The organism is Salmonella bongori NCTC 12419, assembly GCF_000252995.1.
Lineage (GTDB): Bacteria > Pseudomonadota > Gammaproteobacteria > Enterobacterales > Enterobacteriaceae > Salmonella > Salmonella bongori.
The window spans coordinates 3,845,807-3,859,887 of record NC_015761.1 but is presented as its reverse complement, the minus strand read 5'-3'; the positions used below and the strand labels follow the sequence as shown (position 1 = coordinate 3,859,887).

Annotated in this window: 13 protein-coding genes; 3 read left to right on the top strand and 10 right to left on the bottom strand. The window is 53.5% G+C overall.

Translation table 11 applies throughout. The features are described 5' to 3' along the window. Positions 1-8: 8 nt before the first annotated feature. The 3 genes from ubiE to udp all read right to left on the bottom strand — a co-directional run bounded on the left by ubiE (position 9) and on the right by udp (position 3,191). Positions 9-764 (bottom strand): bifunctional demethylmenaquinone methyltransferase/2-methoxy-6-polyprenyl-1,4-benzoquinol methylase UbiE, encoded by a 756-nt coding sequence (gene ubiE, locus SBG_RS18250; protein WP_000229011.1) that lies wholly within the window; start codon positions 762-764, stop codon positions 9-11. Between the two features lie 94 nt (positions 765-858). Further along, positions 859-2,289 carry a DNA recombination protein RmuC gene (gene rmuC, locus SBG_RS18245; RefSeq protein ID WP_000367671.1) on the bottom strand — a complete coding sequence of 477 codons (1,431 nt, stop codon included), beginning with the start codon at positions 2,287-2,289 and terminating at the stop codon, positions 859-861. A 140-nt stretch (positions 2,290-2,429) separates the two neighbouring features. Further along, positions 2,430-3,191, bottom strand: a complete 762-nt coding sequence (gene udp / locus SBG_RS18240) for a uridine phosphorylase (protein ID WP_000045169.1) — start codon at positions 3,189-3,191, stop codon at positions 2,430-2,432. Positions 3,192-3,449: 258 nt separating this feature from the next. Between udp and SBG_RS18235 the strand changes: the two genes are divergently transcribed. Beyond that, a complete protein-coding gene (locus SBG_RS18235) occupies positions 3,450-4,262 on the top strand; it encodes a dienelactone hydrolase family protein (RefSeq protein ID WP_000213967.1) in 813 nt (270 codons plus the stop codon). Here the strand turns inward: SBG_RS18235 and SBG_RS23580 are convergent. Both SBG_RS23580 and metE read right to left on the bottom strand, forming a co-directional pair. Further along, positions 4,259-4,561 carry a hypothetical protein gene (locus SBG_RS23580; RefSeq protein WP_231845614.1) on the bottom strand — a complete coding sequence of 101 codons (303 nt, stop codon included), beginning with the start codon at positions 4,559-4,561 and terminating at the stop codon, positions 4,259-4,261. The two genes, SBG_RS18235 and SBG_RS23580, sit on opposite strands and share 4 nt — an antisense overlap. A gap of 13 nt (positions 4,562-4,574) precedes the next feature. Further along, a complete protein-coding gene (metE, locus tag SBG_RS18225; RefSeq protein WP_000154201.1) occupies positions 4,575-6,836 on the bottom strand; it encodes a 5-methyltetrahydropteroyltriglutamate--homocysteine S-methyltransferase in 2,262 nt (753 codons plus the stop codon). 234 nt (positions 6,837-7,070) lie between these two features. On the opposite strand from metE, the gene metR reads away from it, so the two are divergent. After that, positions 7,071-8,024 (top strand): HTH-type transcriptional regulator MetR, encoded by a 954-nt coding sequence (gene metR / locus SBG_RS18220; protein ID WP_000569778.1) that lies wholly within the window; start codon positions 7,071-7,073, stop codon positions 8,022-8,024. Here metR and SBG_RS18215 read toward each other — a convergent pair. From SBG_RS18215 to pldB, 3 genes are all read right to left on the bottom strand, one after another. Then, positions 7,912-8,811: a carboxylate/amino acid/amine transporter gene (locus SBG_RS18215; RefSeq protein WP_001196221.1), complete on the bottom strand. Its 900-nt coding sequence runs from the start codon at positions 8,809-8,811 to the stop codon at positions 7,912-7,914. The two genes, metR and SBG_RS18215, sit on opposite strands and share 113 nt — an antisense overlap. A gap of 80 nt (positions 8,812-8,891) precedes the next feature. Next, positions 8,892-9,692, bottom strand: coding sequence for a sugar/pyridoxal phosphate phosphatase YigL (yigL, locus tag SBG_RS18210; RefSeq protein ID WP_000284362.1), 801 nt, complete (start codon positions 9,690-9,692; stop codon positions 8,892-8,894). A gap of 15 nt (positions 9,693-9,707) precedes the next feature. Further along, positions 9,708-10,724 carry a lysophospholipase L2 gene (gene pldB, locus SBG_RS18205; RefSeq protein WP_000487638.1) on the bottom strand — a complete coding sequence of 339 codons (1,017 nt, stop codon included), beginning with the start codon at positions 10,722-10,724 and terminating at the stop codon, positions 9,708-9,710. A 110-nt stretch (positions 10,725-10,834) separates the two neighbouring features. On the opposite strand from pldB, the gene rhtB reads away from it, so the two are divergent. After that, on the top strand, positions 10,835-11,455 hold the full coding sequence (rhtB, locus tag SBG_RS18200; RefSeq protein WP_000142517.1) for a homoserine/homoserine lactone efflux protein: 621 nt from the start codon (positions 10,835-10,837) through the stop codon (positions 11,453-11,455). Between the two features lie 44 nt (positions 11,456-11,499). On the opposite strand, the gene rhtC is transcribed toward rhtB, so the two are convergent. Beyond that, entirely contained in the window at positions 11,500-12,120 is a 621-nt protein-coding gene (rhtC, locus tag SBG_RS18195) for a threonine export protein RhtC (RefSeq protein WP_000980082.1), read from the bottom strand. 63 nt (positions 12,121-12,183) lie between these two features. After that, a complete protein-coding gene (recQ, locus tag SBG_RS18190; RefSeq protein ID WP_000035586.1) occupies positions 12,184-14,013 on the bottom strand; it encodes an ATP-dependent DNA helicase RecQ in 1,830 nt (609 codons plus the stop codon). Positions 14,014-14,081 lie beyond the last annotated feature (68 nt).

Sequence of the window (14,081 nt, the reverse complement as noted above, 5' to 3'; positions counted from 1 at the left end):
TCGCCCTCCTAGAATTTATAACCGCGGTGCAATGCCACAACACCCGCCGTCAGATTGTAATAATCTACACTCTCAAAACCGGCATCCTGCATCATGGCCTTTAAAGTATCCTGATCGGGATGCATACGAATGGATTCGGCGAGATAACGGTAACTATCCGCATCGTTAGCGACCATTGAACCAATACGTGGTAAAATATGGAAAGAGTAGGCGTCATACGCTTTACTCAGCGGCTCAATAATAGGTTTGGAAAATTCAAGCACCAGTAAACGCCCGCCCGGTTTAAGCACGCGAAACATGGAACGCAAGGCTTTCTCTTTATCGGTGACGTTACGCAAGCCAAAAGAGATGGTGATGCAGTCAAAAGTATTGTCAGGGAAAGGCAGCGCTTCCGCATTCGCCTGCACATACTCAACGTTGCCGATCACGCCAATGTTGCGCAATTTTTCACGCCCCATTTTAAGCATTGAATCATTAATATCTGCAAGAACCACTTTGCCGGTTTCACCGACCATCCGCGAAAATTTAGCGGTAAGATCGCCCGTACCGCCCGCTAAATCGAGAACGGTTTGTCCACGGCGTACGCCACTGCAATCAATAGTGAAGCGCTTCCACAAACGATGAATACCAAATGACATTAAGTCGTTCATCACATCGTACTTTGACGCCACAGAATGAAAAACGTGGGCCACCATGTCAGCTTTCTGCTCTTTAGCGACGGTCTGAAAGCCAAAGTGCGTCGTTTCTTGTGAATCTTCCACCATCTCAGTGCCTGCTTATCGATAAAATGTTCAAGAAGTGTAACAGATTGGGCCAATTTGCCCTACTCTGCGCCGGGACGAAACTACTCCATACGGGTTAGCTTAACTGCTGTTTTACCCGTTCGTCGTCGGGATAATGCTCATCCTGACGCCCTTCCGGGATTGCGCGTAAACGATATTCTTCGTCTTGCGTAACGGCCTGTTCAGCTAAATCCGGATTAATCTCGCGTTTGATTTCCACGCCCAGTCCCCGGAAGGCCTCCGCCTGCGCCAGAACGTTGCCACGTCCGGAAGCGAGCTTTTTCATCGCCTGGCGGTAGTTATCCTGCGCTTTATCCAGACTCTGGCCAATCGCTGACATATCATCCACGAAAAGCCGTATTTTATCGTAAAGCTTACTCGCTCTTTCCGCGATGTGCTGCGCATTACGGCTTTGGTGCTCATAACGCCACAAATTGGCGATCGTCCGTAATGCCACCAGCAGCGTCGTAGGGCTTACCAGCATAATGTTATTTTTTAACGCCTCAGTTATCAGTTCAGGCTGTTTATCCAACGCCAGCAGGAAAGCGGGCTCTACCGGGATAAACATCAGCACATAATCAAGCGAGCGAAGTCCGGGAAGCCGCTGATAATCTTTACGCCCCAGTAAACGAATGTGATTGCGCACCGAGGCGATATGTTCTTGTACGGCTATCTCGCGCGTATAGTCGTCATCAGCATTAAAATAACGCTCATAGGAAACCAGTGTCATTTTAGCGTCGATGACCACATCTTTGCCCTGCGGCAGGCGGACGATGACATCCGGCTGCATCCGCGAGCGCGCATCGTTCTCAATACTGACCTGGGTTTCGTATTCGTGGCCTTCACGCAGTCCGGATGCCTCCAGCACCCGCGCCAGCACGACTTCGCCCCAGTTTCCCTGCGCTTTATTGTCCCCTTTCAGGGCGCGAGTCAGGTTGATCGCTTCCTGCGCCATCTGCGCATTAAGCTGCTGCAGGTTACGAATTTCATGCGCCAGCGTATGCCGCTCCTGCGCTTCCTTGCCGAAGCTCTCCTGAACCTGACGTCGAAAACCGTCCAGTTGCTCACGCAGCGGCGTCAGCAGGCTATTCAGGCTTTGTCGGTTTTGTTCGTCTACACGACGATTACTGTGTTCAAAGATACGGTTCGCCAGATTCTCAAACTGCTCGCTTAAACGCTGTTCGCTGTTGATCATCTGACGAATTTTGTCTTCCGCGTGTTGTTGAGTCGCTTCCAGACGGGTCGTGACTTCACGTAGATCAGCTTCCAGAGAGGTATTAATACTGTGCAGGCTACGCAGTTCGTTATTAAGTAACTCGCATTCACTGCGCCAGTGCGCTTCTTGCGCTAATTGCTGCCGGGCCGCGCTAAGTTCGATATCCAGCTCACGCCGTTCTTCGATAAGATCGGCGCGGATTTGATCGGCGTGCGCTTTCGTCGCCAGCCAGCCAATCACCGCCCCAGCCGCCAGCGCCACGACAACGCTTATCATAAGAGTCATATCCACAACACCTCTCCTGGAACCACACTATCCTGCACAAAATAGAATTGTGCTGTATAAACGTCCAGTTTAAAAGGAATTTCCTGCGAGGCGCCACGCAAAAAGAAAAGGCCGAACGCGTCGGCCTTTGCAAAAAGAGAGGAGAATTACAGCAGACGACGGGCCGCTTCCACGACAATTTTCACCGCGTGGCTTTCAGTTTGTTTCATCGTTTCCGCATTCGGAATCTCTTGTTGGGTACGGTTGACGATAACGCCCGCCACCATACCTGCGCGTAAACCCTGGCTTGCGCACATGGTTAACAGCGTAGCGGATTCCATTTCGTAGTTCATTACGCCCATCGCCTGCCACTCTTCCATAGAACCTTTGAAGCGGCGAACAACGCGGCCAGAATAGGTGTCGTAACGTTCCTGACCCGGATAGAAAGTGTCGGAAGAGGCGGTTACGCCAACGTGAGTCGTGGCGCCAATCGATTTCGCCGCTTCAACCAGCGCAGTGGTGCAGGCAAAGTCGGCAACCGCCGGGAATTCCATCGGCGCAAAATGCAGGCTCGCCCCATCCAGACGTACGGATGCGGTCGTTACCAGAACGTCGCCGACATTGATGTGCGGCTGAATGGCGCCCGTGGTGCCGATACGCAAGAAGGTACGAATACCCAGTTGCGCCAGTTCTTCCACAGCGATAGAGGTAGACGGGCCGCCGATGCCGGTAGAGCAAACGATAACTGCTTTGCCATCCAGCTCAGCGCGCCAGGAGGTGAATTCGCGGTGAGATGCCAGCTTAACCGGCTTATCCATCAGCGCGGCGATCTTTTCCACACGCTCAGGATCGCCAGGGACGATGGCGAGCTGGGCCCCTTGTAAATCGTTTTTGGTGAGGCCGAGATGAAAAACATCAGACTTGGACATATAAAACTCCTCTGTGAATCGGGTTTGTCAGAAGAAGCAAAAAGACACTTTACCTAAGGCATAAAGATATTTTCGTGACAACCATCACTATGGCGTAAAACAATTGCACTCGCTTACCATTAAAAAGTGATGTACATCACAATAAATAATCAATATCGCCAACCATTGCACAAAAGATAGCCGCTTTAAGGCAATGTGGTTTGTTACACACTGTCTATAGTTAATATTGCGCTATTTTTTAAGGGTACGGAGAATACCATGACAACGACACATCCATCCGGCTTTGCACCTGCAGCCACCCCGCTGGCTCCTACGGCAATCCATACCCCCGATGACGCCATTAGCGCGGGAATAACGTCAATTCCGTCCCAGGGGGACGACATGCCAGCGTATTACGCCAGACCAAAAGCGAATGACGGCGCGCTGCCTGTGGTTATGGTGGTACAGGAAATTTTTGGTGTACACGAACATATTCGCGATATCTGCCGGCGACTGGCGTTGGAAGGTTATCTCGCCATCGCGCCGGAACTCTATTTCCGGGAAGGCGACCCCAATGATTTCGCCGATATTCCGACATTATTAAGCGGTCTGGTCGCTAAGGTACCGGATTCGCAAGTTCTTGCTGATCTGGATCACGTCGCCAGTTGGGCTTCGCGTAACGGCGGCGATGTACATCGGTTGATGATCACCGGTTTCTGCTGGGGGGGCCGGATTACCTGGCTATATGCCGCGCACAATCCACAGTTAAAAGCCGCGGTAGCGTGGTACGGTAAGCTGATGGGCGATACCTCGCTCAACTCGCCGAAACACCCTGTTGATATTGCGACCGATCTTAACGCGCCGGTGCTGGGCTTATACGGCGGGCAGGATACCAGTATTCCGCAGGAAAGTGTGGAAACCATGCGCCAGGCGTTACGCGCCGCGAATGCGAAAGCAGAAATTGTGGTCTATCCGGATGCCGGACATGCGTTCAATGCCGACTATCGTCCGGGCTACCATGAAGCTGCGGCGAAAGACGGCTGGCAAAGAATGCTGGAATGGTTCGCGCAATACGGAGGAAAAAAAAGCTAACCACCGCGCGTTACCATACTTGTTGGGTCTACAACGCCCAGGTCGTGTAGACCCAATAAACCGTGATAGCAGCGACAGTTATGCTTTACCGCAGCATTTTTTATATTTTTTGCCGCTACCGCAGGGACAGGGATAATGACGTCCTGATAGCTGTCAATATTCTCGTTATGCTGCTCCAGCATACTGTACAACCCGTTGTCAAAAGACGCTAAAGAAAAAAGAAAGTAGGGAAAGGGTGAAGGGGTAAGGCCGGGCAAATGCAACCGTCCGGCATAATGCCCGGCGGCGTTATCACTCACCGGGCTTGCATGGTTACGCCTGTCGCAGATTTTGCGCGGCTTTGACCATGTTCGCTAACGCCGCGCGGGTTTCCGGCCAACCGCGAGTTTTCAGACCGCAGTCCGGATTCACCCACAGGCGTTGTGCCGGAATACGCTGTGCCGCCTTCTTCAGCAGGGCTTCAATCCACTCGACGCTCGGCACGTTCGGCGAGTGAATATCGTACACGCCCGGCCCGATTTCGTTCGGGTAGTCGAACGCTTCGAACGACTCCAGCAACTCCATATCCGAGCGGGAGGTCTCAATGGTGATCACATCCGCGTCCAGCGCGGCGATCGAATCCATAATGTCGTTGAACTCGCAGTAACACATGTGGGTGTGGATCTGGGTTTCATCCTTCGCCACCGCCGCGTTAATGCGGAAGGCTTCCACGCCCCACGCCAGATAGGCGTCCCAGTCGCTGCGGCGCAACGGTAAACCTTCGCGCAGCGCCGGTTCGTCAATCTGAATAATGCCAATGCCTGCGGCTTCCAGATCTGCCACCTCATCACGCAACGCCAGCGCAATCTGCTTAGCGATGGTTTCACGGCTGACATCTTCGCGAGGGAAGGACCAGCAGAGGATGGTGACCGGGCCGGTGAGCATGCCTTTTACCGGCTTGTCGGTCAGTGACTGGGCATATTTCGCCCACTCCACGGTAATCGGTGCCGGACGGCTAATATCACCAATCACTACCGGCGGTTTCACACAGCGGGAGCCATAGCTTTGCACCCAACCGTTCTGGGTAAAGACAAAGCCATCGAGGTGCTCACCGAAGTATTCCACCATATCGTTACGCTCGGCTTCGCCATGTACCAGCACATCCAGCCCTAAACGCTCCTGCTCGATAATAGCCTGTTTGATGTGTTCGGCGATGCCGGTGCGGTAGTTATTCGCGTCGAGATTACCCTTTTTGAAGTCCAGACGCAGGCCGCGAATTTCCGTAGTTTGCGGGAACGAACCGATGGTCGTTGTCGGCCAGGCAGGTAATTTAAAGCGGGCACGCTGGGCCTCAGCGCGAACTTCATAAGGATTTTCACGCTGGCTATCCTGCGCGGTGATGGTCGCCAGGCGTTTTTCTACCGCCGCATTATGTACGCGGCGGGAGTGACGACGCGCCTGAATAGGCGCGCTCCATTCCTCAAGCGCCGCCGTTTCGCCGCTGTTCAGCGCATCGCGCAGCAACGCCAGTTCACCGCATTTTTGCAGCGCAAAGGCAAACCAGCTTTTCACTTCGTCATCGAGGCGGGTTTCAACGCTCAGATCAATTGGACTGTGCAGCAGCGAACAGGAAGAAGCCACCCACAACACGCGTTTACCGACGATCTCTTTGATCTGATCGTATTTTTCTGTCAGATCGGCGCGCCAGACGTTACGTCCGTTAATCAGGCCCACGGAGAGCAACCAGTCGGCAGGCAAACGTTGGTGCAATTCCGCTACGTTATCTTTGCCATGAATAAGATCTACATGCAGACCCTGTACCGGCAGCGTGGTGATGGTGTCAAGGTTTGGCGTCACGCCTTCAAAATAGGTCGTCAACAGCAACTTCACCTGGCCTGAAAGCGCGTCATACGCCGGTTTGAAGGCATTCAGCCACGCCTGCGGCAGTTCCAGCACCAGCGCCGGCTCATCAATTTGTACCCACTCAATGCCGCGCTTCGCCAGTTCCGTCAGTATTTGCTGATAGACCGGCAGAATGTCCTTCAGCAACGTCAGGCGATCGAACGGCTCGCCTTTCACTTTGCCCAGCCACAGATACGTGACCGGCCCCAGCAGTACGGGTTTGATCTTATGACCCTGCGCCAGCGCTTCGTCCACTTCCTCCAGTAATTGCGTCCAGGTGAGTCTGAACTGCTGGCCTTTGCTGAACTCCGGTACCATGTAGTGATAGTTAGTATTAAACCATTTGGTCATTTCCGCTGCCGCCGCCGGTTCGCCAGTCGGCGCGCGGCCCCTGGCAATGCGGAACAGAGTATCGATATCCACGGAACCGTCGTTGTTCTGATGACGAGCCGGCACGTTGCCTAACAGCAGGCTGGTGGTCAGAACATGGTCGTACCAGGCGAAATCCCCCACCGGCAGCAGATCAATACCGGCCTGCTTTTGCTGCTTCCAGTGACGCGCACGCAGTTCGCGCCCAATCGCCAGCAGTTCTTCACGGGTAGCGTTCCCCGCCCAGTAGCTTTCTTGCACTTTTTTCAGCTCGCGACGCAGGCCAACGCGAGGAAAACCAAGGGTGTGAGTCAATATTGTCATTTTGCTTCCTCTAATCATATGTAAATCCTAAGTATTTTAAATTCAGGGAAGGCGGCAAGTTTGCTTATCCCGGGAGCTTACATCGGTAAGTGACCGGGGTGAGGAAACGCCGCCAACGCACCATCAATTTAAAAGACGACGGATTTTGGACGTCTGGATGTTTACACATCCATAATGTAAAGGTACTGTATATTCCTCAAGCGCAAATTGTTCATGGCAAAGTGAAGGACTTTCATGATCGAGATTAAACACCTGAAAACGCTCCAGGCATTGCGAAATAGTGGATCGCTGGCTGCGGCTGCGGCAGTGCTGCACCAGACCCAATCCGCTCTGTCTCATCAGTTCAGCGATCTGGAACAACGCCTTGGCTTTCGGCTATTTGTGCGTAAGAGTCAGCCGCTGCGCTTTACGCCGCAAGGGGAGATCCTGCTGCAACTGGCAAACCAGGTGCTGCCGCAAATCAGCCGTGCGCTGCAGGCGTGCAACGAACCGCAGCAAACCCGTCTGCGCATCGCCATTGAGTGCCATAGCTGTATTCAGTGGTTGGCCCCGGCACTGGAAAACTTCCGTACAAACTGGCCACAGGTCGAGATGGATTTTGAATCCGGCGTCACCTTTGATCCGCAGCCAGCCTTGCAACAAGGCGAGCTGGATTTAGTGATGACCTCGGATATTCTGCCGCGCAGCGGGCTGCACTATTCGCCGATGTTTGATTTTGAAGTACGGCTGGTGCTGGCGCCCGACCATCCACTGGCCAGCAAAACGCAAATTACGCCAGAGGATTTAGCCAGTGAAACACTGTTGATCTACCCGGTACAGCGCAATCGACTGGATGTCTGGCGTCATTTCCTGCAACCCGCGGGCATCAGTCCAACGTTGAAAAGCGTGGATAATACGCTCTTGCTGATTCAGATGGTGGCGGCCAGGATGGGCATTGCCGCGCTGCCACACTGGGTGGTGGAAAATATTGAGCGTCAGGGTCTGGTCGTGACCAAACCCCTGGGTGATGGCCTGTGGAGTCGCCTGTATGCCGCCGTACGCGACGGCGACCAGCGTCAGGCGGTGACTGAAGCATTTATTCGCTCGGCGCGCGACCACGCCTGCGATCACCTGCCGTTTGTGCGGAGCGCGGAGCGACCCACTTTCGATGCACCCACAGCGAAGCCAGGATCACAGCCGCGCCTGTAATAAAACTCGGCCAGTGGGGCTGCTGATGCCAGATCGCAAGATTAACCAGCAGTCCCGCAGGAACATGCATATTGTTCATAATGCCCAACGTCCCGGCATCCACCTGAGTGGCGCCATAATTCCACATAAAGTAGCCAATGCCGGACGCCACCACGCCAAGGAAGATCAGAATGCTCCACTGCAGGGTTGTTGCCGGTATTTTCTGCGCATTCCCCAACAGCGACCACGCCACCGCCGCCACCAAAAATGCCCCCAGGTAGAACCACGCAAAGGCGTTGTGCTGCGGCATGGGACGGGTTTCCATCAGGCGTTTATATCCCACCATCCCGATGGCGAAACTGATATTAGAAAGCTGTACTAATAGTAAACCTATCCAGAAATGGTCGGTCACGCGATCGTAACGAATAATCCCGGCGCCAATGACCGCCAGCAACGCGCTAAATGCATAGCCCCAGCGCAAACGGCGTTTACTCATCACATCGTAAATCAGCGTGATATAGAGCGGCGTCAGAACAGTAAACAGCAGCAATTCGGATACGGTCAGATAGAGGTAAGCGTGGAAGCTCAGCATATACATAATACCGAGCTGCATCGCCCCTACCAGCATATACAGGCTGATGGTTTTTACGCTGTGTCCGCGGGTTCGCAGGAAGGGCAGAAATACCAGCGCCGCCAGGCCCACACGTACCAGCACCGCGAAATAGCTGTCAACATGTCCGGCAAGGTACTCGCCATAAAAACTAAACGAGAAAGCCCACAGAATGGTGGTAATAATAAGAAGCGCCACAATGGATGTCTCTTAAAACAAGGAATATCCATTGTAGCGGAGAGTTAAGTTGACAACTGGTCAACTAACAAACGATCACATTATCGTAAAAAGAGCTCGCGCAGATAATGCGGCACGGCATCATCGACGTTGGAACCAATAACGTCGAGTTCCGGATGCAAATCTTTCAGGCGCTGATGGGCACTCCCCATAATGCAGCCTTTACCCGCCATCGACAGCATTTCGGCATCATTCATACCATCACCAAACGCAATACAGTCTTCCAGATTATACCCCATCGCTTTGGCAACGGCTTCCAGCGCATGACCTTTCGATACTCCGCCCGCCATCACTTCCAGGCAGGTCAACGTAGAGAAACTCACGTTTACCCGGTCGCCCCAACGCGCGTTAATCGCCTGTTCCAGTGGCAATAACTTTTCATGGGTGTCGCTGGTGAAAAAGACTTTACTGACGCCCTCCGGCTCCAGCAACGCAGGCTCAAACAGCGAGTAGTTGAATACCGCCTCTTTGAAAAAACGCATTTCTTCCGGACGATGGCGGTTCATAAACCATTCGTCATCACGATAAACGTTGGTCACGATATCCGGATTCGCGTTCACCACCCCGAACAGATCGCTGGCGATGTCACGATCCAGATTATGCGTAAAAACCAAATTCCCGTCGGTATCATGTACACGCGCACCGTTGGAGGTGATCATGTAAGATTTGATTTCAAGATTATCGCGGATTTGCCCCACATCGACATGGTGACGACCAGTAGCAAAGACAAAATGGATGCCGCGTGCGGTCAACAGCTTCAATGTCTCTTTTGCAAAAGGGGACAACGTATGGTCGGGGGAGAGTAGCGTGCCATCTAAATCAGACGCAACAATCTGATACATAATAGAATTTAACCTCTAAGCAAAGCGATTTCCGCTGGATAAATTAGGTTCGTTGAAAAATTCAACAATGGCGTTAAGCGCGACTGAGCGCATGGCGTCCTTTTCAAAAAGGATCTCATGGTACGCGCCTTTGATAACCAGCGGTTTTCCCCCTTCACAAGGGTGTCCCGCCGCAGCGCGGATTTCACAAAAACGGTCATGGGTGCGGTTGTCTACTACCCGCTCTTCTTCTGCCTGAATCAGGAGTGTAGGCGTCGCGTCATCGCTCGCCCCCGCCAGTACCTGTTCCCCCGCCAGAATACCTTCGCGCACCCAGTGCCAGGTGGGGCCGCCGACGCGCAATTGTGGTTCATCGGCATAAAAACGTAAGTTGCGCTGATAGCGCTGACGGCTGTGGGTTAACGCATTCATGCCAAACGGCAACGCCCGCCACTGACCTGTTCCAATGGCGTAATCTTCACGGATACGCTGGTGCCCTTCGGCCCAGTCGAGAATATGGCGCACCATGAAGGAAGGCAAGCGTATCACAATACCAAACATTGGCGCGGTGAGCGCAATAGCGTCGCACCGCACACGATGACGCTGCAGGAACAGAGTGGCTATCGCGCCGCCCATTGAGTGCGCCAGAATATAACGCTTGCGCCACGGTCCCGGCTCAACTTCTTGCTGCCAGAACGCCGCTAAGTCATCAACATAATCATTAAAATGATCGACATGGCCACGATGCGGGTCCGATAACATCCGCCCGGAACGCCCTTGCCCGCGGTGGTCGATGATGAAGATATCAAACCCAAGATGAAAGAGGTCATACGCCAGTTCGGCGTATTTTACGTAGCTCTCAATGCGACCAGGACAAATAACGATGGTCCGGTCATTGGAATCGGTCCGGAAACGGACGAAACGTACCGGAATATTGTCCACGCCGATAAATTCCGCCTCTTCCCGCTGACGCCAGAAATCCGTCAGCGGCCCCATGGCAAAAGCAGCGAACGCATTTTCTCTTGTTTCCCAGTCCTTTTGCTGCTGAAACATCGGATATCCAGCCTCGTTTACCAGGTAAAATCGTTTTTTGTGTCGTGCCTGACACAACACAGCGGCAGTAGCGTATTGTGGCACAAAAACAGACAACCAGGGAGTTTCACATGACCTTTGAATGGTGGTTCGCCTATCTGCTGACCTCAACTTTGTTAAGTCTTTCTCCGGGGTCCGGCGCTATCAATACCATGACGACGTCTATCAACCATGGATATCGTGGCGCAGCAGCTTCTATCGCCGGATTACAGACCGGACTGGGTATTCATATTGTTCTGGTGGGCATCGGCCTGGGTACGCTCTTTTCAAGCTCGCTCATCGCCTTTGAAATTCTGAAATGGGCTGGTGCGGCTTATCTTATCTGGCTGGGTATCCAGCAGTGGCGCGCCGCAGGCGCCATCGATCTGCATACCCTCGCCCAGACGCAATCGCGGAGCCGGCTGTTCAGGCGCGCGGTCTTTGTCAATCTAACCAATCCCAAAAGCATTGTCTTTCTTGCCGCCCTGTTTCCGCAATTCATCATGCCACAACAGCCGCAACTGGCGCAGTACCTCATTCTCGGCGTCACCACGATTGTGGTGGATATGATTGTGATGACCGGTTACGCCACACTGGCGCAACGCATTGCCGCCTGGATTAAAGGACCCAAGCAGATGAAGGCGCTGAATAAAGCGTTTGGTTCGTTATTTATGCTGGTAGGCGCGCTCCTGGCGTCGGCAAGACATGCGTAATACTCATGCCGGATGGCGCTGGCGCTTATCCGGCCTGCAGGCAATCAGCGCGAAATAATCAGGTGAATGCCAAAGCCTGCAAACAGAGCGCCGGCAAAGCCATCAATCCATTTCGCCAGACGCTGATAGCCACGACGCATTTTCGGCAGTGCGAACAGGCTGGCGACGACAGTAAACCAGGCCAATGTTTCCAGGGTGATTAAGGCGAAAATGCCCCAGCGCGCCGCAGCGCCGACGTTGTCGCCAACGAACAGTGAAAAAACGGAGCCGAAATAGATAATTGCTTTCGGGTTCGACAGATTGGTCAGCAACCCTTTGAGAAAACTGCGGCCACTCTGCGCCAGTTCAACGTGCGGAGACGGTGCCGTCGCATCCTGTTTTTTCAGCGCGCCACGCAGCATTTGATAGCCCATCCAGCACAGATATAAACCGCCGCCTACCATAATAATAGTGTGCAGCCAGGCCATTTTTTCGATAATGAGATGCAAGCCAAGCAGCGCCACGCCCGCCCATACCATTACGCCGCAGGTAATACCCAGTACGCCCATCATCGCCTCTTTACGTGAGCGGCTGACGGCAGTCTGGGACACGAAGAAAAAGTCGGGGCCGGGGCTCATTAGCGCAACGATATGCACCATTGCCACGGTGAAAAAGAGCATCATCATAAAAATGACTCGCGGGAAAATAGTTGAGGGAGTTACCATCCTGGCATTTTTTTGCCAGCCTGACTACTCTTCGTCATCACCATCGACATGCGCGCGGATGAGCGCCATGAATTCTTTGCCAAAACGCTCCAGTTTGCGCATCCCAACCCCGTTAACGCTCAACATCTCGCTGGCGGAAACGGGCATCTGTTCCGCCATCTCTATCAACGTGGCGTCGTTAAAGACCACATACGGCGGGATATTCTCTTCATCAGCGATGGCTTTACGCAGTTTGCGCAACTTAGCGAATAATTTGCGATCGTAATTACCGCCGAACGACTTCTGCATCACGCGGGGTTTGAGGGCGACGATGCGCGGCACAGCGAGCTTCAGCGGAACGTCTCCACGCAGTACCGGACGCGCGGCATCCGTCAGTTGTAACGCGGAGTGCTGCGCAATATTTTGCGTCACCAGACCCAGATGAATAAGCTGGCGAATCACGCTTACCCAGTGCTCATGGCTCTTTTCGCGACCCATGCCATATACCTTGAGTTTATCATGGCCAAAATCGCGGATGCGCTGGTTATTCGCGCCGCGGATCACCTCCACCACGTAGCCCATGCCAAAACGCTGGTTAACCCGGCCAATGGTAGAAAGCGCAATTTGCGCATCGTTTAAGCCATCGTATTGTTTAGGTGGATCGAGACAGATATCGCAGTTACCACACGGTTCCTGACGTCCTTCACCGAAATAGTTCAGCAGCACCAGGCGACGACAAGTTTGCGCTTCGGCGAAGGCACCCATCGCATTCAGTTTATGCCGTTCAATATCCTGAAGCTGTCCGGCTGGTTTCTCTTCCAGACAACGACGTAGCCAGGCCATATCAGCCGGATCGTAAAATAGCATGGCTTCCGCAGGCAGTCCGTCGCGTCCGGCGCGGCCCGTTTCCTGATAGTAGGATTCAATATTACGCGGGATATCGAAATGCACGACGAAACGTACGTTAGGTTTATTAATCCCCATTCCGAAAGCGACGGTCGCGACCACGATTTGCAGATCGTCGCGCTGAAATTTTTCCTGCACATCGGCGCGAATAGCGTTTTCGAGCCCCGCATGATACGCCGCCGCGCTAATGCCGCGGCTTTGCAGGCGCGCAGCGGTATCTTCCACTTTCGCCCGGCTGTTACAGTAGATGATACCGGACTTACCGCGTTGTTCCTGGACATAGCGCATGAGCTGGTCGAGCGGCTTAAATTTCTCCATCAGCATATAGCGGATATTCGGCCGGTCAAAACTACTGATCTGGATTAATGGATCGTTAAGTCCAAGCAGGCGAATAATATCCAGGCGCGTGGTGTCGTCGGCGGTGGCGGTCAATGCCATAAATGGCAAAGCGGGAAAACGCTGGCGAAGCTGTCCGAGAGCCGCATATTCCGGACGGAAGTCATGCCCCCACTGCGAGATACAGTGCGCTTCATCTACGGCTAACAAAACCGGATTCCAGTGCGCCAGATGATCGAGAAAGTTGTCCAGCATCAGACGTTCCGGCGCAATATACAGCAGACGAATCTGTCCGGTACGGCACCCCGCCATCACCTCAAGCTGCTGCTCGCGACTTTGGGTGGAGTTCAGACATGCTGCCGCCACGCCGTTCGCCAGCAATTGATCGACCTGATCTTTCATCAACGAGATCAACGGCGAAACGACGACGGTCAACCCGTCCAGCAACAATGCGGGGATTTGGTAACACAGGGATTTTCCGCCCCCGGTGGGCATGACGACCAGGCAGTCGCGACCGGAGAGCGCGGTATCAATAATCGCTTCCTGGCCCGGGCGAAACTGTTGGTAGCCAAAGGTTTCCTGCAAAACCCGTTTAGCCCCTGACTCCAGATTCAACACTTCCGCCTGCGCCACATTAACCCCATATGCCAGAAATCAAAACAGGCGCTATTTTCAGCGCCTGCGACAGAAACTGCAATGTT

What these genes read in the sequence shown, in the direction of transcription:
- ubiE (WP_000229011.1), bottom strand. Translation starts at nt 764, where the DNA reads ATGGTGGAAGATTCACAAGAAACGACGCACTTTGGCTTTCAGACCGTC.
- udp (WP_000045169.1), bottom strand. Translation starts at nt 3,191, where the DNA reads ATGTCCAAGTCTGATGTTTTTCATCTCGGCCTCACCAAAAACGATTTA.
- SBG_RS18235 (WP_000213967.1), top strand. Translation starts at nt 3,450, where the DNA reads ATGACAACGACACATCCATCCGGCTTTGCACCTGCAGCCACCCCGCTG.
- metE (WP_000154201.1), bottom strand. Translation starts at nt 6,836, where the DNA reads ATGACAATATTGACTCACACCCTTGGTTTTCCTCGCGTTGGCCTGCGT.
- metR (WP_000569778.1), top strand. Translation starts at nt 7,071, where the DNA reads ATGATCGAGATTAAACACCTGAAAACGCTCCAGGCATTGCGAAATAGT.
- yigL (WP_000284362.1), bottom strand. Translation starts at nt 9,692, where the DNA reads ATGTATCAGATTGTTGCGTCTGATTTAGATGGCACGCTACTCTCCCCC.
- pldB (WP_000487638.1), bottom strand. Translation starts at nt 10,724, where the DNA reads ATGTTTCAGCAGCAAAAGGACTGGGAAACAAGAGAAAATGCGTTCGCT.
- rhtB (WP_000142517.1), top strand. Translation starts at nt 10,835, where the DNA reads ATGACCTTTGAATGGTGGTTCGCCTATCTGCTGACCTCAACTTTGTTA.
- rhtC (WP_000980082.1), bottom strand. Translation starts at nt 12,120, where the DNA reads ATGATGATGCTCTTTTTCACCGTGGCAATGGTGCATATCGTTGCGCTA.